We start from the raw sequence: 22,127 nt of genomic DNA on the forward strand, positions 1-22,127 counted from the left end.
GAAGGAGTTCTGATGCCTCAACCACACCACCTGCAGCCCGGCCCGACCGCGCCCACTGGTGGCGACCCGGCTTGGCAGGAGTGGAGCGACGCCTGGACCCGGCACGTCCCGGTGCTGACCGGCCGCACCGACCTCATCGTCACCGTCGCCCCCGGCGCCGGCGGCGGCGCACCGGCCTGCTTCTACCCCGCGGCCGGCCGTATCGAAGTCGACGCCACTCACATCGGCGCCGCCGACGTCGCGAACCCCCGCCGCGCCGGCCACAAACGCCTTGTTCCGACCGCCTACGGGCTGCTCGTTCACGAAGCCGCCCACGCCGTCCACAGCCAATGGAGCACCCCGCCCGGCACTCCGCCCGTCGTCGCCGCCGTCGCCGAACTGCTCGAGGAATCCCGGATCGAAAACCGGCACCGCGTCCGCCGACGGACGGACCGGCGGTGGCTGCGCCACACCGTCACGGCACTGGTCAGTCCCGCCGACGCCCCCGTCGACGACGTTTGGCACGCAGGCCAGCTCGCCGGGCTGCTGCTGGCCCGGGTCGACGCCCGCATCATCACCGCCAAAGACATCAAGGGTGTCCGCGCCGCCGTCACCGCCATCCTCGGCCGCAAGCGGCTGCTGCAGCTGCGCGACGTGTGGCGGCAAGCCCACACCACCGACGACACCGATGCCGACGCGATGATCGGCCTGGCGTGGCGGTGGTGCGAGATCCTCGGCATCGACCCGCACCGGCAACCCGACACCCCCACCGTGGACGCGGGCGTGTTCGCCGGTGTGCTCGCCCAGGCGCTGGCGGACTACCTCGCCCACACCACGGGCCTAACTCCCGCGCAGTATCGGGCGCAGCAGCTCAACGCCCGGTTCTCCGCGCCTGCCACCTGGTCGCTGCGGGACCCCACCGACGGCGAACGCGCCGCCGCCCGCGCCCTCGCCGCCCGACTACGGCGCGCCCGCACCCACCAGCCCGAACCTGACACCCGGCCCAGTCTCGCGCCGCCCGGACGGCTGCGCACCCGCCACGCCATCACGGCGAAGGCACAGATCGCCGCCGGGACCGTGCCGACGGCGACCCCGTGGCAGCGCCGCGCTCAGGTGCCGCCGCCGAAGCCGACACTGCACCTCGGGGTCATCGTCGACGCCTCCTTCTCCATGCACCCCTGGGCGGCGCCGATGTCGTCGGCCGGGTGGATCCTCGCCCACGCCGCCCGCGCCAATCAGGCGGTCACCGCCACTATCGCCTTCGGTAGCGACGTCACCCTGCTCGTCCCACCCCGCCAACACCCTCAGCAGGTCCTCGAGCTGCGGGCCGACGGCGGCAGCGCGGCGTTCACCGACGCGGTGAAACTCGCCGACGAGCTGCTGCAGCTGCGTCAGCCCGGGCGGTTGCGGATGCTCACCGTCGTCTCCGACGGCGACCTCCCCGACATCGAACCCGCCCAACGGCTGATCACCACCCTGCACCGGGCCGGCTGCGCCGTGCTGTGGCTGCGCCCCGCCGAGCTGCCCGGGCACACCTTCACCGACACCACCACCCTCGCTGTGACCGATCCCGTGCAGGCCATCGGACACATCGCGGACGCCACGGTCACCGCCCTCGAGCGCGCCTGACACCTCCGGGCAGCCCAGACAGGCGCCACGTCGAACAGCCCACCGCCCGCAGGCCCCGGACGCCGCCATGCCTCGCCAGGCCAACCAGCGGGCCGCCGATCCATCCCGCACCTCTCGACGCCGTTGCCGGATACCGGCGCGAATCCGCGCGCCCTGGCGCGGCCGATCGACCCTGCCCGACTTCACCTCACCTAACGACAGGAGACACCATGACCGACTTCAACCGGCTACCGGTCGGCTCACCCGCCGACCTGCTCACCGCCGTGCCGTACCTGCTCGGGTTCCACCCCACCGACAGCCTCGTCACCGTCGGCGTCGCCGGCACCCGAGTCGCCGTCGCAGGCCGCGCCGACCTCCCCGAACCCTCCCACGTCGCCGCCTGGATCGGCGGCATGGCCCGCTCGCAGATCCGGCTGCTGCGCCACGCCGCCGCCACCCGCGTCATCGTGATCGGCTACGGGCCCGCCACCGCCGTCACCCCGGTCATGGACGCCATGACCCCACGCCTCACCGCCGCAGGCCTCGACATCCTCGACGCCCTGCGGGTCACCGACGGCCGCTACTTCTCCTACCTCTGCCAGGACCCCGCCTGCTGCCCCACCGACGGGACGCCCTACGACCCGCACCGCAGCGACGTCACGATGCACGCCATCGTCGCCGGCTGCCGAGCCCTGCCCGATCGGGCGGCGCTCGTCGCCAGCATCGCCCCCACCAGCGGGGCCGCCCGCGTCGCCGTCACCCGCGCCACCGTCGGGGCCCGCGCCCGCCGCCGCGCGCTGCTCGCCGCGGCCGGACACGACGGCCTCGTCCGCGCAGGCGTCGACGCAGTGACCGCCGCATTCGCCCGCTACCGCGACGAACAGGTCCTCCACGACGACGAGCTCGCCTGGCTGACCGTCCTGCTGTCCGACCCGGTGATCCGCGACGCCGCCTGGCAGGCCAGCGACGACTGGCAGGTGCCCATGTGGACCGACATCACCCGCCGCGCCCACCCGCCCCTCGCCGCAGCACCGGCCAGCCTGCTCGCCTTCACCGCCTGGCGATGCGGCGAAGGCGCCCTCGCGTCCGTCGCCGTAGACCGTGCTCTCGCCGCCGACCCCGATTACAGCCTCGCGCACGTGATCGACCAAGCGCTACGCGCCGGGCTCCCCCCGTCCGTGCTGGATGGCTGGCCGCACATCGGTCACCCTCCGTTCTGAGCCGCAGGAGAAACGCTTCGATACCGCCCTTCCTCGACGCCGTATCCGGGCTCCTGCACGACCACGCGGCTACACCCCCAAACCCGGACCAGCTCCCCGACGCCTGCGCCCATCGCCCGACGAGGTAAACGCGCTGCTCGCCGGAGCGCGCACCATCACCGCCGCTGGTGGGCAGATCATCGCCCTGACCGGCGCCACCGGCGTACTCAGCAACCCCCACACCAGCTGCGGCCCGAAACTGTCGCTGCGGGGAACGGCTCGAGCACATCGCGCACGCGCTGACCACAGCCCTCGCTCGCCACGACAAGGCCACCACAGCTCGTCACCGCGTCCGTGAGTTTCTCAGCCACGCCGGCTGACCTGGTGTTGGTTCCCAATCCCAGCACCGCTGAGCGCGGGCGTACCAGCTGCGATGCGACGCCTTGAACGGCCCACCACGGCGACGTTCACCGCGTGGCCGTGATCCGCACGCCGCGGACCCAGCACCGCCACCGCCCGCGGGCCGACCTCGCATGCCGGTGCCTTGCCGACCACACCCACGCCCAGAAAGGGGCACACCCACCCATGGCCCTGCATCTCTATTTCGACCTGACACAGACGCTACGGCTGGCTGAGCACGCCGTCGCAGCCACCGACCAGGCACCCTCGTTCACCGAGCACGAAGACGGCATCGCCTGCCCCGGTGCGCTCGTGTGGGTCCACGACCACGGCGTCTACCTGATGTCCAGCGGCCTGCCGCGCCTCGAGGATCCGAACCGGCCCGGCAGCAGCCTCGTCGTCTACGCACACGGTTGGAACCCCGACACCGACGGCCACCGCCGCGACCCGGATCTCGGCGGCGACGACTTCGCCGAGCACCTGCACCTCACCGACCAGCCCACCCCGCTGATCACCACCCTGCGCACCGCCGCGGCCGCCGGCTATTCGTGGCTGCGCCTGACCGTGCGCTCCGACACCTACGAGGTCCGGGTCACCCGGATCCGCCGCCAGTCCTGACATCACCCGACGGTCCCGCCGCCCGCCAGGGCGGCGGGACCCTTCCCGTTCCCGAGGAGGAACCTCCGATGACCACGCCTGAGACGACGACGTCACCACCGACCCTGGAATCCGTCCTACTCGACGCCTGGAACATGTTCCACCCGGGCCAACCCGCACCACTGGGATGGCTCACCCACACCACCGCCCAGATCCACGCTCATCTGCACAGCCCACACACCCCGCCGCAGGCCCAACCGCACACCGCCGACCCGTACGCACTGGCCCGCTTCCGCCGCGAGGTGTGGCGATCACTGCGCGAGGCCGCCAGCACCCACGACATCGACGCCGACGCCGCCGACCGGGTACTGAGCGCGCTGGACCTGCCGGCGCTGCCCCGCCGCTGGCAGGTCCGCCTCACCCTGCCGATCCTCATCGAGGTCACCGCCACCGGCCGCGAGGACGCCTTCGACACCGCCGAAGCCGCCGCCGAAACCGCCCTCAACGCCGCAGAGGTGGGAGCGCGGATTGAGTGGGACGGCAGCGAACGCGACGACGCTGACCCCGGCGACCTGGACCCTGCCGTCGACGAACCGGCCGAGCTGGGGTGAGCGCCACGGCGCGCCGCACCGAGGCAATCTCCTCGCAACAGCGAACGAGGAGCCGATCCCGCCGAAGGAGGCAACAAGCGTGCAGCTGCCGCACCGCCACGCCGTGCCCCGCGCCGTCACCGACGTCCTGCTGTGGCTGCTCGCCACCGACGTCGCCGCAGCTCACCATGCACAGCCCGACCAGCCGGGCCGCTCCGCCAATCTGCGGTGTACCGGCCTGGCCTATCCGTGCCCGCCGGCACTCGACGCCCACCGCGCCTGCCAGGTCGCGGCCCGGCCCGATCCGCCGGGAGTGGGGATTGCTCCTCTGTCAAGCGGCGACTGGTTGGCGGGTGACGAGGTCGGCGCGTAGGGCTTGGTAGACGACGTCGGAGAGGCGCCGCTTGAGGACGCGGATGCGGGGCGCTGACCTTGGATATCGAGAGAGGCGCGTGGCGGCCGCGGTGATCGACGGGCCGGTCGCCGGCGTGAAGTCTCCAGAGGTCATTGGGACGCCTTGCCAACCGTTATTGCCACGACCACCTCCGTTGGGCCAGGGCACAAGCTGTCGGGCCGTCGAGGCCGCGGGCGGCCGGGCCGGCGAACCGGTACCCGACCGCCCGCGTTCTGATCGCTGGCGAACCTACAGGTCCAGGGGCTCGATCCAGATGCTGCGGTACTGGACCGGGTTGCCGTGATCCTGCAGCCGGATGGCACCCGTCGCCGGGCCTTCGGGCCGGCTGCTGCCGGTCGGGCCGAGGATCTCGACGTCGTCCTGCACCTTCACGCCGTTCCAGACCACCGTGACGCGCGGGTTCTCGAGCTTCTTGCCGGCCGCGTCGTAGCGGGCCTGCCGGTAGACGATGTCGTACGTCTGCCAGGTCTCGGGCGGCAGCGCCGCGTTCACGTCGGGGGCCTTCTGGTTGTAGATGGCCGCGGCGTCGTTCTTCTGGGGCGGGTCGATGCCGAACGAGTCCAGTATCTGGATCTCGTAGCGGTCCTGCAGGAACACGCCGCTGTTGGCGCGCGCCTGGCCGGTCACGTCCGGCGGGTACAGCGGCAGGTTGAACTCGAGGTGCAGGCGGAAGTCCCCGAAGGCCTGCAACGTGCGCAGGTCCCCGTTGCGCACCGTCATGGCGCCGTCGGCAACGGTCCAGGTCGGTTCGCGTCCGTCGGTGTGTTGCCATTCGGTGAGCTCGCGTCCGTTGAACAGCGTGATGCGCTTGCCGTGCGGCCGCACCGCGAGCACGTCGAGATTCACGTGTCCGGAGTCCGCGGCCTCCTTGCGGTACTCGACCATGTTGCGCCCCTTGTTCAGCGGCACGGTGGTGGTGACCGTCCCCCATTCCTCCCAGGTCACGGTTGAGGGGAAGACCGTCTGCTCGACGCGTTCGCCGTTGACGTACAGACTCAGCTGTTTCTGCCCGGAGTAGGGGTTCGGGCCGTTGCTGTAGCGCATCGCCAGGTCGTAGCTGCCGCTCTCGCCGACGTCGACGGAAATCCGGGTCGACGAGCCGTTCTCGGTGAACCCGGCGGCGAAGCCCGCGCCGGAGTAGGCGGCGTGGTCGGTGGCCATACCGACCGCGACCGTTCGGCCCTCTTCGGCCTCGAAGAATGTCTGCGGTTGCACCACGCGGCCCGGGATCTCGTTGAGCGTGTACCAGGCCTCAGTGTTCCACAGCTCCTTGCCGCCGGCGGAGGAGAACGGACGCGGGGAGCGCACGTGCACCACGCGGTTCTCCTTCAGGCCCGGGATCTGCAGCTCGACCGTGCGGCCGTCGGCCGACAGCTCGGCCTTGGCCACCTTGAGCGTCTCCAGCTCGAGCTTCGGACCGCCGTACTGGCTCGTGGCGCCGTAGCGCCACTGCTCCACCTGGTACGCGTCGGCGAGCTGCTGCGCGGTCTCGGCAGACAGCGGCTCGGTGTACTCCAGCTCGAATCCGACATGCGACGCGCGCATCTGCTTGACCTCGAAGACCGAGGTGCCGTTGGGCGTCAGCTTCTGCAGGCCGTAGGTGAACTTGCCCTCCTGGCCCCAGTTGCCGCCGGCGCCCAGGCCGCCGACGTAGAGCGCGCCGTCGGGGCCGAGGGCCACCTCGTTGATGCCGGACTCCAGGCCCTGCGTGTGCCGGAACACGGCGCCCTGGTACTGCCCCTCGATCTCTTCCAGGAAGACCCGCTGCAGGCCGCCGTAGGTCACGTCACCGACGACCAGCTGCCCCGCGTACGGCCCCTGCTTCAGCAGCACCGGCGTGGACGGCGAGTTGGCGATCTCGTTCTGTGGCAGCCAGACGATGGGACGGGTCACCGCCTTGTCGTCGTACGGGCCCGCGGGGGTGGTGTAGTGGTTGTAGAACGCCCCTTGCTTGATCTGGACCAGCTTGTTCGCGGGTAGCCAGCCCCCCTGGTTGTCGGTGACGAGGACCTCGCCGCGCGGTCCCCAGCCGATGCCGTTGGGGGTGCGCAGGCCGCCGGCGACGTACGTGATCTCGCCGGTCGCGGCGTTCACCTTGATCGACGTGCCGCGGTTGCTCGCCGGCTGGGGCACGGTGGTGGCGCCACCGAGGTTGATGGCGACTGACAGGTTGAGATAGAAGTACCCGTCCCGGTAGAGCAGGCCGAACGCGAACTCGTGGAAGTTGCCGCCCCACGGCCAGGTTGCCACCGTCCGGTAGTCATCGGCGGCGCCGTCGCCGTCGGTGTCGCGCAGGGCGGTCAGCTCGTGCTTCTGGCTGACGTAGACGGTGCCGTCGACCACCGTCACTCCCTGCGGTTCGCGCAGACCTTGAGCGAACTTGCGGTAGGTGACCTGTTCGGGGCCGGTCTTGCCGGTGACGCCCTCGACCAGGTAGACCTCGCCGGTCGCGTTGTCGGTGCCGCCCCATGTCGAGATCACCAGGTCGCCGTCGGGCAGGAAGGCCATGCCGGTGACCTGCGGCTTGAAGCCTTCGGGGCGCAGGTCGGTGAGCGTGTAGCCGGGGTGCACCCGATCCAGGGGAAGGCCGTCTCCCGCCGAGTCGGTCGCTCCCTCGCAGTACTTCCATCCCGGGGCGGTGACGCGTACGACGTCGGCCTCGGTGCTCAACGCGGAGGTCGGCACGAGTTCGAATCCGCTCGCGCCCGGGGGACTCCACTCCAGCCGGAGCACCTGGCCGCCGCCGTTCTCGAAGAACTCGACGAACAATGGGTGCAGGCCGGCGGTCAGGGTGAGCGACCCTTCCTTGGAGGTTTCGCCGTGCAGGCCGTCGTGGTCGACGACGAGCTTGTCGTCGATCGTCAGCCGCGACCCGTCGTCGCTGGTGAGGCGGAACGTGTACTCCCCGTCGGTGGGCACGGTGAGGTTGGCGATGGCGTGGCTGATAAACCGGTCGGACAGGCCGAACTCGTCGGTGCTGGTCCAGTTGATCTGCGGCATCAGCTTGTCGACGTTCGGAGTCTGTGCGGGTTTGAGGGTGCACAGCGCCGACAGTGGTGCGCCCATGTCGTATGAGCGCAGGGTGACGCCGGGTTCCTGGGGCGGGACGTCGGCTTTGACGGGCGCCGCCGCGGACGGGGTGACGGGGACGGCAGCGAGCAGGGTCGCCAAAGCGGCACCTGCGGCCGCGAGCGCGGCTCTCCGGCGTCGACGCCGGCCGTTCGGTGCGGTCATGGTTCCTCCTGGTGCGAGTGGTGGGGGCCCGGCCGGGAGGATCGGTGCGGCTCTCCTCCCTTGGACCGGCGTCTTCGATCTCACAGCACAAAAGATCGATGAGCCACACGCTAATCTTTAGATCGATACGATTCAACTTTTGAATTTCCGAATGGAAGCGGGCCCCTCCGGGGTGGGTGTCGAACCGCCGTGAGGTCGGGGCTTGTCGATCAGCTCGGCCAGCGCGGCACCGCCCTGCGCGATGATCGGGCACCCGGAGGGTCGACCAGGATGATCCGGTGGCAGCCGTCGAGTTCGACGTAGGTCTGCGGGCCGATGCGCTGCCAGCACAGCGGCCGGCCGGCCCACTGCGACCGCTGCGTCGATGACTGCTGCCACGACGACCCGGCGGCACCGGACTGCTTCCTCACGCGAGGACCCATCACGGCAAGAGCCGCGGCCGACGAGGTGACGACTTGATCGAGCTGAAAAGTCGAGCGTCAATGCTCCCGGCCGCCGCCACTGGCGAACCCGACAGCCGCACCCCACGCCGCTGGCCAGTGGCGGCGGACCCACGAGCCGAGCCCGTCGAAGGAGGCAACCAGGGCTGACCATCTCCCTGACGCGCGAGCAGTCCGTGCGGCACCTGGAAATGCCGTCCCTTAGGGCCGATCGCGCACCGGCCTAGACACCTCAACCCCAGCTACTTCCGCAACGGGCGCCGCCCTACGGCGGCGCCCTCGCCATCGTGGGAAGGGAAACATCATGGAACGCGTTCCGGAACCCGACGTCGAGCGCGACGGCGACGCTGAAATCAGCGTCGGCGACCCGGTCCTCGGCAAGTCAAGGCTGTTGTCACGGCAGTGCGACACCTGCATCTTCGCTCCTGGCAACCGGATGCACCTCGGCCCCGGCCGGTTGCGCGACCTCGTTACCGAAGCCCGCCAGCGCGAATCCTTCATCGTCTGCCATGACACGCTGCCGCACTACCGGCAGCCAGAGGCCAAGCCGGCGATCTGTCGCGGCTTCGCAGACCGCTACCGCACCCAAGCGCTGCAACTGATCGAACGGCTGTTCGGCTTTGTAGAGGTCGACCCGCCACACTGAGCCGGACCAGACCCGCGGCAGGAGTTGACCGCCGTTGAACTACGAGACCCGCTTCGCCTGCCACCCAGGGCTATCGCCGCCTCGCAGCATCGCCAGCGCATTGGTCACGCCGGGGTGGGCCAGTCCAAGCAGCACGACCAGCCTGGGCACGCTGATGAGGCAGAGGCTGTCGTCGCGGTCGAACCCGCATTACCAGTGCGGACATCATTGCCGACACCAGCAGGGCTGCTCCGAGTTCCCCAGCGCCACATCGGGCAGGTCACCGGCCTCGTCCGAGCCCGGGCGATCCTCCGCGCCATGCACGCGTGTCACGACCGGGTCCGAATTCGATGTCGTCGGTCGGCGGCTTGTCCTCCATCTCCGCCATCGCGAACTCAATGCGCTCGGCTCGGATCCGTGCATCGCGTCGTTCGCGTCGTTCCGCGATTTCGTCGCTCGGCTGACGTGGGCGCCCGTGCCCTTTGCGGCTCATAGCGAGTGAGAGTCGCATCTCGGGGATCGTTCTTCAAGAGTCAACGGCTCGGCACGCCTCGCCGCCCAGGGCGCTGGGCGCGGAGCCCAATCGCCAGCGGTCCGGTTCCACGTTGTTCGGCTACCCTGGTGCCCGCCAACCGTTGCGCCTCTGGCTATGGTCGGTCACCGCACCACGGGGGTCTGCGCGAATCGAGGCAGCTCCGGATACGTCTTGAGCGGCGCGCGAAGAAGCGCCCGACGCGACCGGGACGACGGTGTCTCATGAGGTCACTGAACGGTGCGCCGACCGGATAGGCCGGCCAGTTGGGTCCCCGGGTGCCCGCTCCGCCCGGACGGGGCACCCGGGGATCCGCACGGATCAGAGGGCGGTCCGGCGCAGGCCGGTGATCTGGAGGGCGGCGAATCCGGCGACCACCACCGCCTGCGCGATCACGAGCGCGACGCCGAGGGTGGTCAACGGGAACCAGCCGGCGACGAGCAGCTCGACGCTCGCGGCGACCCAGGCGATGTTGACGGCGATCACGACTGCCACGGCGGGTCGGCTCACTGTCGGCCTCGACGCGAGGAAGAGCAGGGCGGCCGCGAAGGCGACCAGGAAGGCGCCTACGGGGTAGAGAAGACCGGCGGGAAGGCCGAACAGCCGGCCGAAGATCGCCGCGGCGGCGAGGTAGACGACGCCGTTGGCGCCTGAGCCGATCGCGTCCTGCTTGAGGGCGAAGCGGAGCAGCTTGGCGTCGTCGGCGGTCCGGACGGTGCTGGCGATGGTGGCCATCTCGAATTCCCTTCGTGGTGCTGACGTGCGTCTGATCACGAAGCTACGGAGCTGGCGGCCGTGCCGAATCCGTCATCGTGACGGTAGGTTGCCAGTCGTGTTGCACGGGCGGGCCGAGGAACAGGCGGAGATCGACCGGCTGGTGGACGGTGCCCGGGAAGGTCGCAGCGGCGCCCTGGTTCTGCGGGGTCCGGCGGGGATCGGCAAGTCGGTGCTGCTGGAGTACGCCGCGCTGCGGGCGACCGGCATGCGGGTGGTGCGCGGTGTCGGCATCGAGTCCGAGGCGGCGTTGCCGTTCGCCGCACTGCACCTGCTCCTGCGGACCGGGCTCGACCGGATCCACGCGCTGCCCGACGCGCAGGTGAGGGCGCTCGGCGCCGCCTTGGGGCTGCGCGACGCGCCACCGGAGAGCCGGTTCCTGGTGGGCCTGGCCACCCTCAGCCTCCTGTCCGAGCTGGCCGGGGACGGCGGGCTGCTCTGCCTCGTGGACGACATGCAATGGTGCGACGCGGCGTCCGTCGACGCCCTGGTGTTCGCGGCGCGCCGGCTCGGGGCCGAGGGCGTCGCCATGATCTTCGCCGCCCGTTCGGACCTGCCGGTCACCGGCCTTCCCGAACACCGTCTCGCCGGGCTCGACGACACGGCGGCCGCCGCCCTGCTCCCCGCCGATCTTCCGCCGCAGGTCCGCGAGCGCCTCGTCCAGGAGTCGGCCGGCAACCCGCTGGCGCTCATCGAGCTGCCGGCCGCGCTGACTCCCGAACAGCGGACTGGGCGGCTGTCGCCGGTGGGGGCGATGCCGGTGGCGGAGCGGATCCAGGAGGCCTTCCTCGCGCAGATGGCCGCGCTGCCCGAGGCCGCGCGCACCGCGCTTTTGGTCGCGGCGGCGGAAGGTTCCGGCGAACTCGCGACGCTGGTCGCCGCCGGCGCTCCGCTCGACGGTCTGGAAGCCGCCGAGCGCAGCCGGCTGATCGGGATCAACGGGACGGCCGTCGGTTTCCGTCATCCCCTCATCCGGGCGGCCGCGTACCAGAGCGCGTCGGTGAGCCGACGCCTCGCCGTACACCGGGCGCTCGCCGACGCGTTGACCAGCTCGACCTCGCCCGACGCCGCCGACCGGCGCATCTGGCACTTGGCCGCCGCCGCGCTCGGTCCCGATGAGGGCGTCGCGCGGCAGCTGGAGGAGGCCGCGGGCCGGGCCCGTACCCGAGGCGGCCACGCCGCGGTGGCGGCTGCCTACCAGCGGGCCGCCGAGCTCACCGTCGATCCGGTACGCCGATCCGCCCGGCTGGCCGCGGCGGCGCTGGCCGCGAGCGACGCCGGTTTGACCGACCGCGCCGCCGCGCTCGCCGCAAGCGCCACGCCCGACGTGGACGACCCGGCGATGATCGTGGCGTTGACCCAGGTCCGCGCCCACCGTGAGGTCGAGCTGGGCACCCCGCTGGCCGCCGGCCGGATCATCCTCGACGCCGCCCCCCGGGTGGCGGCGCGCGACCCCGAGCAGGCGACCTGGCTGCTGGTGGAGGCGGTCCGCTGCGCCTGGTTCGCCGGCGACGCGCGGCTGGCCGGACAGGCGGCGACAGCGCTCGACGAGCTGCCGGCGACCGGTTCGCCGCTGGTCGGCCAGGCGGTCGGGCTGGCCCGGCTGCTGGCCGGCGACCTCGCGGGTGGGCTGCCGCTCACCGGCGATGCGCTGGACCCGTCCGGGCTAGCCGGGCTGGGCGTTCCGGGGCTGACCTTCACCGCCGGCGCCGCCCTCGCGACGGGCCGCGCGGCCCTCTGCGAGGAGCTCACCGGGCGGGTCGTGGCGGACTGCCGCAGGAGCGGGATGATCGGCTGGCTGGCGTTCGCCCTTCAGGACCAGGGGTTCGCGCAGGGGCTTCAGGGCCGTTACGGGGAGGCGAGGGCGACCCTCGAGGCGGGGCTGCGGCTGGCGACAGACCTGGGTCACGAGCACCGGGTCATCCACCTCACCTGCTGCCTCGCTTGGGTGCTCGCGCACCAGGAGGACGTGGCGGGGTGCCGCGCGAGGGCCGAGGAGGGCGTCCGGCGGGCCGACGACCGCAAGCTGGTCCTCGCGGCGACCCTCGGACGCTGGGCGCTCGGCCGGCTCGAACTCGGGCTGGGGAACGCGGACGCCGCTCTGGAGCAGTTGGAACGGATCCCGCCGAACGGGTTCGGGGCGCTCGCCGCCGCCGATCTCGTCGAGGCGGCGGTCCGCAGTGGCCGGCCCGGGCGGGCCGGCGAGCCGCTGGAGCGCTACGTGACCTGGGCGCGGCATGTCCGTCAACCGGCCTCGGACGCGGTCGCCCTGCGCTGCCGGGCCCTGGTCGACCAGGACGAGGCGCACTTCGTTGCCGCCGTCCGCGCCCACGACGGCGACGACCAGCCGTACGAGCAGGCGAGGACGCGACTCGCCTACGGCGAGTGGCTGCGACGGGCCCGGAGGCGGGCGGATGCCCGCACGCAGCTGCGCGCCGCTCTGGAGGCCTTCGACGGGCTGGGCGCGGAGTCGTGGGCCCGGCGGGCCCGCACCGAGCTGCGCGCGACCGGGGATGTCCCGGCTGCGCCGCGCCGGGCCGGCGACCCGCTCAGCGTGCTCACCGCGCAGGAACGCGAGGTCGTGCGGCTGGCGGCCGCCGGCGCCTCCAACCGGCACATCGCCGCCCAACTCTTCCTCAGCCCACGGACGGTGGGCTACCACCTCTACAAGGCGTTCCCCAAGCTGGGCATCACGTCGCGGGCTCAGCTGGCGACGCTGGCCGGGGTCGCGGCCGCCGAGTGACGACGGCCGCCCGCGGGAGCGGGCGGCGTCCGGGCCGATGTTCCTGGTGGGCAATACCGGGTTTGAACCGGTGACTTCTTCCCTGTCATGGAAGCGCGCTCCCACTGCGCCAATCGCCCGTGGTGCCCGCCGACCCGGCAGGGCCGGGGCAGGCGGCCGCGAGCGGACGACGGGATTCGAACCCGCGACCCTCACTTTGGCAAGGTGGCCGATTGCGGCGGCCACGCCGTTATCAACGCACAGCTGTTCGAGCGACGGGCCCGGCGGGCGGCGCTGCTCGAGGACGCCCTCGCAGCTGACCCTCACACCGCAGGTCACCGACCTGGACGAGGTAGGCGATTGGCTGACCGGTACACGGCGACTGGAATCGGGGGGTGGTAGTGAAGCGGCTTGACGGCCGGTACGAACCCAGCCAGCGCGGCTCGCAGAAGTTCCGGGTGCGCGTGGCGACCGAGGCACTCGCTGGCGGGGAGACCGTCAGCCTCGCCAATCCACCCTGCGCTAGGTGCCGGGTGAGCCGACCGTGCTGGCTGCGATCGAAGTGGACGCCGCCTTCGCGCACCGGCGGTGGCTCTTCCGGGTGTGGCACGTGCGCCCGCGGCTAGACCGGTCGGGGTACGGAGCGGGTGGCTCATCGTCGGACGGTGGGCCGGTCAAGCGGATGTTGCCCCAGGCAACCGGCGTCTGGGTCAGGACTTCCGGGGGAGGCATCTGTGGAAACGCTGTGAGAGCGTCGAGGGTAGCGCGCTCGATACGGGGCAGCGCGCCATGCAGCCTGGGAGACCTCCGCACCCATGACCACCCCCTATGACCCTGCCCAGAACCAGCCCGGCCAGCAGCCGATGCCGCCGACCGCCCAGTTCCCGCAGGTCCCTGCCGGACAGTTCCCGTCGCCGCCCGGCCAGGTGTTCCACGCCGACGGCACCATCACCGCCTTGGACGCCTCCGGCCGCGAGCATGACGTCGACGGAGAGGCCGCCCTCTACGGCAACGACGACGCCAAGGGCTTCCTCGACGAGATCATCCCTGGCAACTCGGTGAAAGCGAACGTCTACTTCGAGGTTCCCATGGGCACGAAGCTGAGGGCCATCACGATAGCCGCCGGCATTTTCACCTTGGCCGAGGACGCTGTCGTCACGCCCTGACAGGCCAGAAGGCCTCGACACCTACCCGGTTTCGACACGCCAGCCCGCGCTACTCCCTCAACTGTGCAGAGCTGTTTCCCCCGCACGTACGTCAGGAGCAAACAATGGAAGACGAGATTCAGCTGATCAGTGACGGCGATGGACTGGCGGTCATCGGACACCCGACGGCTGTCGAACGCTTCCTCGTCTCCGAAGGACTGCCGTCGAGGGACCTCGGACTGCACCGGCTCGGATCTGTCCTCAATGCCGGGGCGGCCGCGGCACAGGCGGGTTCCGAGATTGCCGCAAACTCGGGTCGCTGGGTGCAGCTGACCAAGGAGTCCGCGCAGGCTGTCCACAAGTACGGGCTGATGCAGAGCAAAACTCCGGGCGTGCACCATGCGATGCTGGGGCAGCCGGGCTCGATCAAGAAATGGCTCCAGATCTCGAAGGGGCCTGGGGCGATCGCGGGCAACCCGGCGCTGCTGGCCGGTGCTGCGGGGATCATGGCGCAGGTTGCGATGCAACAGAGCATGAAAGAGATCACGGACTATCTCGCCACGATCGACGAGAAGGTCGACGATGTGCTCCGCGCCCAGAAGGACGCCGTGTTGGCCCGCATGATCGGCGTGGGCTTCGTCATCGAGGAGTCCATGCCCATCCGCGAGCAGCGGGGCCGGGTCGACGAAGTCACATGGTCGAAGGTGCAGGGCGCGCCGACAACGATCGCAGAAACCCAGGCGTACGCGTTGCGTCAACTCGACGCGCTCGCGGAGAAGCTGGAGCACAAGACCACGATCGGCGATCTCGCGAAGGCGGCCAAGGAAGCAGAGTCCAAGGGACAGGAGTGGCTCGCTGTCCTGGCCCGCTGTTTCCAGCTGCAGGACGCGATCGCCGTGCTCGAACTCGACCGGGTGCTGGACGCGTCGCCGGGAGAGTTGGACGGGCATCGCCTCGGGCTGAGGGCCGCCCGGCAGAACCGGCTGGAACTCATCTCCCGGTGCACCGAGCGTCTGCTGGCCCGCATGGAGGCGGCCGCGGGAAAGGCCAACGCCAAGGTACTGCTGAATCCGATGGACTCCCCGGCTGTGGTGAAGTCGAGCAACCATGTCTCGATCGCCATCGTCGAGTTCCACGGGCGCCTCGGAATCGAGGGCGATCGACAGTCATCGGAGGCAAGACGATGGACTGACGCGGCCAAGGAGGCGAGGGACAAGGCGCTCGAGGCGGGAGCAGACGGCGTTGGTGCCGCCAGGCGCCTTGGCGACCAGACCCTCGGCCGGGCCAAATGGGCGACGGGCAAGCTCTCCAGCCGGTTCGCTGAGCGAACGCTCCGTCGGCGCGGGGACGACGAGGAGCGCGACGAGCGGGACTGAGTGGGTGCCGACCGTGCGTCATGTGGGCTCTCCAATGGGCCGGGACCAGAGTCTCGGGCTCGGTATGCCTCGACAGGCTTCACTTGCACCGTCCTGGTCCCGTCAGCTGCCACCTGCGTCTTGAGGTCCTTCCGTTGCTCTCGATCTACAGGACGCTACGGCCGAGCGCCCGGTTGAACCGGGCTTTCCTCTGGGGTCCCGAGCGCTGCTTTCCGAACCTTGCCGGTGGCGCCTCCTGGCGCGCGATCGGCGCCTGACCTTCCGATACCGCGTCAATCCGCCGACACTGAGCCGATGAACCCGGACGGCGCCCTCGAGATCGCCTTCGACGTACCAGGATGGCCACCGATCAAGAACGAAGCCAAATCCATGCTGGCCGCCAGCCACAAGCACCACGGAAGTGTCCGAGCCCTATTGGAAGCAGCAGCCGCAGCGTCACGGCAAGTCGGCTGGGCGATCGCAAGCGCCGACATCGCGCTTGATGTAGTTGTTCGAGCGCCGGCAGGCGGTCCTCCTGGAGACGCAACCAACTATCTCGGTGGAATCGGGGACGTTCTCCAAGACAAGAGTCACCCAACCAGCATGGACCTTTCTCACCTCGGAGCGCTCCAGGAGGTAGCACTCTACTTAGACGACCGCCAGATCCGCCGGGTGACCTACAGCGTCCAGCCTGCCGCGAGCGCTTCTTACTTTGTCCGCGTTTCAATCCTGGACGGCCGATGATCAGCTTGCGTCGCGAGCAACTGCGATGGTTCGGTGACAGAGCGAGCGGATTGCGGCCATGAGAGTAAGCCGGATCTTGGCTGGGTTGATGTCGACCGGAGTTGTCGGATCCGGGTCGCGTCGTTCGTAGTTACGGTGAGAGGCGGTCCACGAGTGGGGCGGTACATCGTCCTAGATCAGGATTCGGGGCAACGCTTGCAGGATCGCTCCGACAGCGAGTAGCGGCCAAGAAATTGCCCGCTGGTCGGCATGAGATGGCGAGATCGAGACCGGGCCTGCGGCCGAGAGACAGCAGACACGACGTAGCCGCCATTGGGGCGGAGGGATGAGGAGCGCAACTCACCTACGCCTGTCAACGCCAGCGACTCTCTGCAGGTGGAGCTTCAAGCTCTCGTATGCGCTATCCAAGTCACTGTCCTCTTTAAACTGGATTTCACTGTCGTTGAAGTCATTGAGGCAAGCCGCCAACGCCGGGAACTCCTGCGCGTCGCGGAGTAGGTTGCCGACGCACATCGGTTGCAGAAGATCCGTCGGCAGGAGCGGCCGGGCGTCTTTTGCAAGCTCCTCCAGCCTCGCCTCGAGGACTTTTTCGTCGAGCTTGCCCTGCATCATGACGCGCAGGTAGTGACTCTCGTACTCCTGGATCAACGGTTTCAGGTAGTTCCGCATCCCCTGAACATGACGCCTCAGATCACCGGGGCGGTCGTACGCCTCGGGCAGGGCGATGATCCGTCGCAGCATGGCACGCATCTCACGGCACTTCTCAATCATGTCCGTGTACGTCTCGGCGTTGGTGTTCGAGATCAGTCGCATGAACGCGCCTTCCAGAGCATCCTGGGCGACGACCACATCCTGGAGCATTGTGGTCCAGGCCTCACGCTTCGTCCGGGTGACCTCGACTTGGCGGAAGACAGCGGTGATGAACCCGCCGCCGGTGAAGACGGTGGCGAGTTGCAGCAGCCATTTGCCGATCTCGAACGATGGCCCGGACGATGTGGGCGAGCTGCGGATGACGACGAAGCCGGCGACCGCAGAGCTCAGGGCGAGCAGAAAGAGCACAGACCCGAGGGCCATCAAGTCGCGAGGACGCCGAGCGTCGGACCTCATGGCGCCGACCCTGCCACCTTTGGTCAATTCAGCCAAGAGGTCGACGTCACCGCGGAACCTGAAGCCAAGCCAGCAGCACCCAGGCGACCTGACCTATCGAAACGCTCGGGTGATTCTGCTGCACCTCCGCGTGCAGCCAGTACGGGTCGACCGGCCCGGACTGGGACCGCCTCACCATCGCCGCCGCGGCGGCGACGATCGCGTCGCAGATCTCACGCGAGGGCTGTTCGTTGATCGAACGGGCCAGTGCCCGCAGCTCGGGCAGCGGCAGGCTCAGGTGGATCTGCCTTCCGGTTACGCCGTAAACCATGATGACCCCCCACCGCACACGGTAGGAACGTCGAATGGCGCCGGTCCATGACGAACTATGCGACAGGATCCTGACAGGTTGAGTCGCGATCGTGTCATCGTCGGTCGGTGCGAGATCGGTACGGGATGATCCTCGGTCTGAAGGCCCATACGAAGAAGGGATCATGCCACGGCACGTGTCGCAGTCATCGATCCCCTGCCACTGTTCCGGGAGGGGGTCGCCATGGTGCTCAGTGCCGCTGGTCACCAGGCGGAGACGCCGTCGGACCTCGTTCGGTGGGCGCGCAGGCGCACATCTGCACTGGTGCTCTTGACGCTGACGCGCGACTCCGAGTGGCGGCTCTTGGCCCGGCTGCACGACGCCCAGGTCACGCTGCCGATCATGGTGCTCATCGACGCCGACTCGATCGAGCAGGGGGTGCGGGCGGCCCGGGCCGGTGCGCGGTCGGTGCTGCCGCGCAACATCGCCGGGGACGCGCTCCAGCGGACCGTCATCGCGACTATGGACGGTCACGCAGTCCTGCCTGCAGAGGTAGCGGCGCGGCTCGCCGCCGGCGTCCCGCCGGAGAGCCCGCAGGTCGTGCCGCCCGATCGCATCGGTTGGCTGCGACAGCTAGCGTCGGGCGTGACGGTCGCCCAGCTCGCCGACAGGGTCGGGTACTCCGAACGTGCGATGTTCCGGCTGCTGACCGCCCTCTACAGAGACATCGGCGCCCGAAACCGCATCGACGCAATCATGCTGGCTCGAGACAAAGGCTGGATCTAGGAGTCGCGGAGGGCGGCGATCACTGGTTGCAGGGCCCCGGGCCGGGGCGCAGTCTCGTCCAGACGCTCCAGCATGAACGCCATCCGGTCGACCAGACCCTGTGCGCGTGGTGGACTGGCGAGTTCCGGCATCCGGAACGACGTGAGCGCCGATTCCAAGGTGGCGCGGCCGGCCAGGAATAGACCGCACAGGGCGAAGCCCTGGAAGTGCCGGGCGCCGAAGTCGGCCCGACCGATCTCGACGAGCCTACCCGACGTGAAACGGACGCCGGTGTCTTTGGCGATGCGGTTGGCAGCCTCTTCTCGCAGGTCGTCGAAGAGGTCGCTTGCGGCGCCAGGATCGTCGGTAATGCGTTTGGTGAGCGCCTCGAGTCCCAGCACCACCAGGTGTCGGCCACGCGGTCGATGCCAGCCCGCACGCGTGATGGACGTCGCCGCTTCGGACGTTCGGCCGGCGCGAAGGTGCGCGACGCACAGTGTGGTGCGGGCCTGTAGCAGCGTCGCCCGATCCTGCACCGTGAAGGCGAGGTCCACGGCACGGCCCGCGGTCTCGATCGCACCGTCGACCGCGCCGGTTGGAAGTCCTTCGAAGAGCTGCAGGTCGGCCAGCGCGTCCAGGTAGGTAGCGCGATGCCAGGGGTCGCCGTGCTCCGTAATCGCGCGGATCTCATCCAGCCAAACGTGTGCCTGTTCGAGATCCGCCTGTTCGGCATGCCAACGGGACAACCGGACCGCCAGGCCGACCGCAAGTGTGCGGCCCTCCACGTCCGCTCCCCGGGAGCCGGGGAAGTTAAGTGATCGAAAAATCTGGAAGGCCTCGGTGGCGCGCCCGATCGCCTCCGCGTACTCACCCCTGCGGCGGTGGTAGTCGGCCAGACCGTTCATCGCGCCCATCCGCGCGATTGCGTCATTCGCCTCGGTCGCCTGCAGCAGCGCTTCCGCGTGGCCGGCGCGCGCCTTCTCGACGTTGTTCGACTGCCAATTCGCCGTGGCCAGATTCGTCTTAAGCCGGGCTAGCACGTGCGGTTCCGCGTCAGCTCCAGCCAGGTTCAGCGCGCACTCGTAGGCGTCGTTCGCCTCCGTGAGTGCGCCGATGGCGAGGTAGATGCCACCGAGCGCGTTTTCGTTGATCTTCTCTAGCTCGGGACTGCCGAGCCGGCCGCGTACCGCGATCCGCTGCAGCAACAGAACGGGGGTGCAGTTCCACTGCCGTAGAAGCATGTCGACGTCTTCCATCACACGTAGCGCCAGGGGAAACGTTCCTGCGGCCACCAGCGCCCGCACCACGGCGAGGTGATAACGCAGGTCCGCAAGGGTGCGGGGTGCCGGCACGGCGTACCGTTTCAGAGCCTTGGCGGCCGTGTAGGACAGCCGTCGACGATCCGGCTCCGGCGTGTGGTCTAGAACGGCCCGCGCGTCCGCGTCGGGCAGGAAGAACAGCTCCGACTCGTGTCGCAGCAGATGGTCGTCGCGCAGGTTCCAAAGCGCTTGCTGTACCTGGTCCGGCTGGAGGTCGTTAAGCACGTCGTGCATCACCTGAACCGGAACCGGCGTGCCGACCGCAGCCAGTGCCCGGATCACGCGCTGCAAGAGCGGGTGCATCCCGTCGGTGAGCGCGTGGATCAGATAGGTCCTCGCTTCGCCCTGGTGCTCCCGCAGCCCTCGGACTAGCGCCGGTAAGGGCAAGCTGGTGTGACGCACGGTCACGTACACCAGCTCACCGATCCGCGGGAAGCCGTGGGTGCACTGCCACAAGTCGTGGCGTTCGTCGGAGGACAGCTCGTCCAGCCTGAGTCGGTTACCTCTGTCGATGTCATGGAGCAGGTCGAAGAAGTCGTCGAGGTCCAGCCCGGGCAGCCGGACCGGTTCCTCGTGAGACCCGACCGCCGCAAGCCCTTCGTCGGGCGTTTCAAGGACCACTGACACTCGGTGGTCCTCGGCGGTGTTAAGTAGCGTGAACGCCTCGTCCAGTCCGAGATCTACCAGTCGCCGAGTGTCCGGGTCGACAAGTTGCTCTGCGGACTCGATCGCGATGACGACCGGATCCCGCGCTTTCCTCAGCACCGCCTCGAGCCGGACCAGTGCTGCGCCCGGCCCACCGGCGACGCTCGCTGGCTCGCCGCTGATCAGCTCGATTAGCGTGGGAACGTCGAAACGGTAGTCCGGCGTGGCGTGCCGCCGAACTGACCTCACCGTCGGGCCCAGCGTCGTAATGACTGTGTCGACCAGCTTGCTCTTTCCGACGCCGCTTAGTCCTTGGACCGGCAGCACTCCATGCGGACCGTAGGTCAGCTGGTGGGTCAGCAACTCCTGCTCGAAGTACCGGTCAATGATCTCGCGTCGTCCGGTCGTCGGAGGGACGCCGGACGACGTCGTGCCGCCGAACTGCTCGCAGTACCTTTCGGCTGCTGCGGCGGCGAGGTTATAGCACCAGCGTCGGGCCCCCTCGGGATCCGCCGTGGTGATGGTGCGACCGACGCGAAGCAGCGCGACGCCGACGAGCGCCAGCAGGCACTGCGGCGACCAGAGGTTGCCGAGGCCCGCCCTTGTCGGGAAGCTGGCGACACACGCATCGTGGACGGCACGGCTAATCTCCTGGAAGTAGGCCACCCGTCCTGACACACGCGCCTGGTACGGGTCGACGATGGCCCTGATGAGGTCCGGGCCATCGGATTGCAGGCGACCAAAGTCATCGAGAGCGAGGGCCACCAGGAGGTGCATCGGGTCGCGTGCCAGCGGGGCATCCTCGGAGTAGTGGTCGTAGTCGATGAGCTCGAAGTCGTTGCTGCGCACTTTCGGTTTCGACCGGATGAGGATGTTTCGACCGGACAGGTCACCGTGCGCTTTGCCGACTAGCAAGTCCTTGACCACCCATCGGCCGCGCGCTCCGGTCAGAAAGTCGAGCGGTACCCGACTACCGAGATCGTGCACGGTGCGGGCCCATCGGATGACGTTGCCTCGGCGGCGCCCGACAAGGCCGCAGACAATCGATCGAACAGTGCGCCGCACGTGCTTCGGACCGCCGTCGTTCCACTCGCCGATCACCGCCTTGACAATCGAGCGATATTTGATGTCGTTCCTGGCCGGATTCTCTTCGCGCAGCTGCGCCAACGACCGATAGTCCTCCAGGTTCCCGCCGGCGACGCGCATGAACGTGGCGTAGGCATCGCTCCTGCCGAGGCTGAACACCTCTCCCTCGAGCTGGGCCAGATGCCGCTTAACGAACGCGTTTCGAGGACGCTGCGCCAGACTCAACTGCTCGGCACGTCGCCCCGAAGCGCAGAACTTCAGAATGAGCTGCTCGGTGGGTGGATGACGCAACACCCGAGCCACCGGGCTGCCACTGCGGCCGTCGTCGAACCATCCGCCGAACTGAAGGTTGTACCGCTGAGGGGAGAGGTGAGATTCCAGGCCGTCCAGCAGGTGACGGTGAGCGAAGCCACGCTCTTCTTCCCATTCCGGCCGATCGATCAGTTGCCCCATGTCGGAGAAGGTAGGCGCTGAGCAACATCAATAAAATCATCCATACCGTCCGGATCCGTCACCCCAACAGGACACCCGGCGCCTGAGTGGTGCATGCGACGTACC

At 69.3% G+C, this 22,127-nt stretch carries 17 protein-coding genes and 1 tRNA gene; 11 read left to right on the forward strand and 7 right to left on the reverse strand.

Annotated elements, in window-relative coordinates:
• Positions 1 to 12 precede the first annotated feature (12 nt).
• The 5 genes from NLX85_RS17930 (at position 13) to NLX85_RS17950 (ending at position 4,745) form a co-directional block, all read left to right on the forward strand.
• Positions 13 to 1,608: a VWA domain-containing protein gene (locus NLX85_RS17930; RefSeq protein ID WP_254336551.1), complete on the forward strand. Its 1,596-nt coding sequence runs from the start codon at positions 13 to 15 to the stop codon at positions 1,606 to 1,608.
• A gap of 209 nt (positions 1,609 to 1,817) precedes the next feature.
• Entirely contained in the window at positions 1,818 to 2,807 is a 990-nt protein-coding gene (locus NLX85_RS17935) for a DUF4192 domain-containing protein (protein WP_254336553.1), read from the forward strand.
• A 453-nt stretch (positions 2,808 to 3,260) separates the two neighbouring features.
• Positions 3,261 to 3,803 (forward strand): DUF3085 domain-containing protein, encoded by a 543-nt coding sequence (locus NLX85_RS17940; RefSeq protein WP_254336555.1) that lies wholly within the window; start codon positions 3,261 to 3,263, stop codon positions 3,801 to 3,803.
• Positions 3,804 to 3,871: 68 nt separating this feature from the next.
• Positions 3,872 to 4,393 (forward strand): hypothetical protein, encoded by a 522-nt coding sequence (locus NLX85_RS17945; RefSeq protein WP_254336557.1) that lies wholly within the window; start codon positions 3,872 to 3,874, stop codon positions 4,391 to 4,393.
• Between the two features lie 79 nt (positions 4,394 to 4,472).
• Entirely contained in the window at positions 4,473 to 4,745 is a 273-nt protein-coding gene (locus NLX85_RS17950; RefSeq protein WP_254336559.1) for a hypothetical protein, read from the forward strand.
• A 270-nt stretch (positions 4,746 to 5,015) separates the two neighbouring features.
• Here NLX85_RS17950 and NLX85_RS17955 read toward each other — a convergent pair whose 3' ends face one another.
• Together NLX85_RS17955 and NLX85_RS17960 are read right to left on the reverse strand one after the other, a co-directional pair.
• Positions 5,016 to 8,021 carry a family 16 glycoside hydrolase gene (locus NLX85_RS17955; RefSeq protein ID WP_374628103.1) on the reverse strand — a complete coding sequence of 1,002 codons (3,006 nt, stop codon included), beginning with the start codon at positions 8,019 to 8,021 and terminating at the stop codon, positions 5,016 to 5,018.
• Positions 8,022 to 8,230: 209 nt separating this feature from the next.
• Positions 8,231 to 8,431: a hypothetical protein gene (locus NLX85_RS17960; RefSeq protein ID WP_254336563.1), complete on the reverse strand. Its 201-nt coding sequence runs from the start codon at positions 8,429 to 8,431 to the stop codon at positions 8,231 to 8,233.
• A 334-nt stretch (positions 8,432 to 8,765) separates the two neighbouring features.
• Between NLX85_RS17960 and NLX85_RS17965 the strand changes: the two genes are divergently transcribed.
• Positions 8,766 to 9,107 carry a hypothetical protein gene (locus NLX85_RS17965; RefSeq protein ID WP_254336565.1) on the forward strand — a complete coding sequence of 114 codons (342 nt, stop codon included), beginning with the start codon at positions 8,766 to 8,768 and terminating at the stop codon, positions 9,105 to 9,107.
• Between the two features lie 832 nt (positions 9,108 to 9,939).
• On the opposite strand, the gene NLX85_RS17970 is transcribed toward NLX85_RS17965, so the two are convergent.
• Positions 9,940 to 10,353 (reverse strand): hypothetical protein, encoded by a 414-nt coding sequence (locus tag NLX85_RS17970; RefSeq protein ID WP_254336567.1) that lies wholly within the window; start codon positions 10,351 to 10,353, stop codon positions 9,940 to 9,942.
• 97 nt (positions 10,354 to 10,450) lie between these two features.
• On the opposite strand from NLX85_RS17970, the gene NLX85_RS17975 reads away from it, so the two are divergent.
• Positions 10,451 to 13,135 (forward strand): LuxR family transcriptional regulator, encoded by a 2,685-nt coding sequence (locus NLX85_RS17975; RefSeq protein ID WP_254336569.1) that lies wholly within the window; start codon positions 10,451 to 10,453, stop codon positions 13,133 to 13,135.
• A gap of 44 nt (positions 13,136 to 13,179) precedes the next feature.
• On the opposite strand, the gene NLX85_RS17980 is transcribed toward NLX85_RS17975, so the two are convergent.
• Positions 13,180 to 13,254, reverse strand: a tRNA-Val gene (locus NLX85_RS17980).
• A 675-nt stretch (positions 13,255 to 13,929) separates the two neighbouring features.
• Between NLX85_RS17980 and NLX85_RS17985 the strand changes: the two genes are divergently transcribed.
• The 3 genes from NLX85_RS17985 (at position 13,930) to NLX85_RS17995 (ending at position 16,358) form a co-directional block, all read left to right on the forward strand.
• Positions 13,930 to 14,280, forward strand: coding sequence for a DUF4352 domain-containing protein (locus NLX85_RS17985; protein WP_254336571.1), 351 nt, complete (start codon positions 13,930 to 13,932; stop codon positions 14,278 to 14,280).
• Between the two features lie 104 nt (positions 14,281 to 14,384).
• Positions 14,385 to 15,635, forward strand: a complete 1,251-nt coding sequence (locus tag NLX85_RS17990; RefSeq protein WP_254336573.1) for a hypothetical protein — start codon at positions 14,385 to 14,387, stop codon at positions 15,633 to 15,635.
• Positions 15,636 to 15,929: 294 nt separating this feature from the next.
• Entirely contained in the window at positions 15,930 to 16,358 is a 429-nt protein-coding gene (locus NLX85_RS17995) for a hypothetical protein (protein ID WP_254336574.1), read from the forward strand.
• Between the two features lie 339 nt (positions 16,359 to 16,697).
• On the opposite strand, the gene NLX85_RS18000 is transcribed toward NLX85_RS17995, so the two are convergent.
• Entirely contained in the window at positions 16,698 to 17,417 is a 720-nt protein-coding gene (locus tag NLX85_RS18000) for a hypothetical protein (protein ID WP_254336576.1), read from the reverse strand.
• A gap of 94 nt (positions 17,418 to 17,511) precedes the next feature.
• Entirely contained in the window at positions 17,512 to 17,775 is a 264-nt protein-coding gene (locus NLX85_RS18005) for a hypothetical protein (protein ID WP_254336578.1), read from the reverse strand.
• 222 nt (positions 17,776 to 17,997) lie between these two features.
• On the opposite strand from NLX85_RS18005, the gene NLX85_RS18010 reads away from it, so the two are divergent.
• Positions 17,998 to 18,540: a DNA-binding response regulator gene (locus NLX85_RS18010; RefSeq protein WP_254336580.1), complete on the forward strand. Its 543-nt coding sequence runs from the start codon at positions 17,998 to 18,000 to the stop codon at positions 18,538 to 18,540.
• On the opposite strand, the gene NLX85_RS18015 is transcribed toward NLX85_RS18010, so the two are convergent.
• Positions 18,537 to 22,022, reverse strand: coding sequence for a tetratricopeptide repeat protein (locus NLX85_RS18015; RefSeq protein ID WP_254336582.1), 3,486 nt, complete (start codon positions 22,020 to 22,022; stop codon positions 18,537 to 18,539). The two genes, NLX85_RS18010 and NLX85_RS18015, sit on opposite strands and share 4 nt — an antisense overlap.
• Positions 22,023 to 22,127 lie beyond the last annotated feature (105 nt).

Origin of the sequence: Micromonospora sp. A3M-1-15, from assembly GCF_024213425.1 — a bacterium.
Classification (GTDB): Bacteria; Actinomycetota; Actinomycetes; order Mycobacteriales; family Micromonosporaceae; genus Micromonospora; species Micromonospora chersina.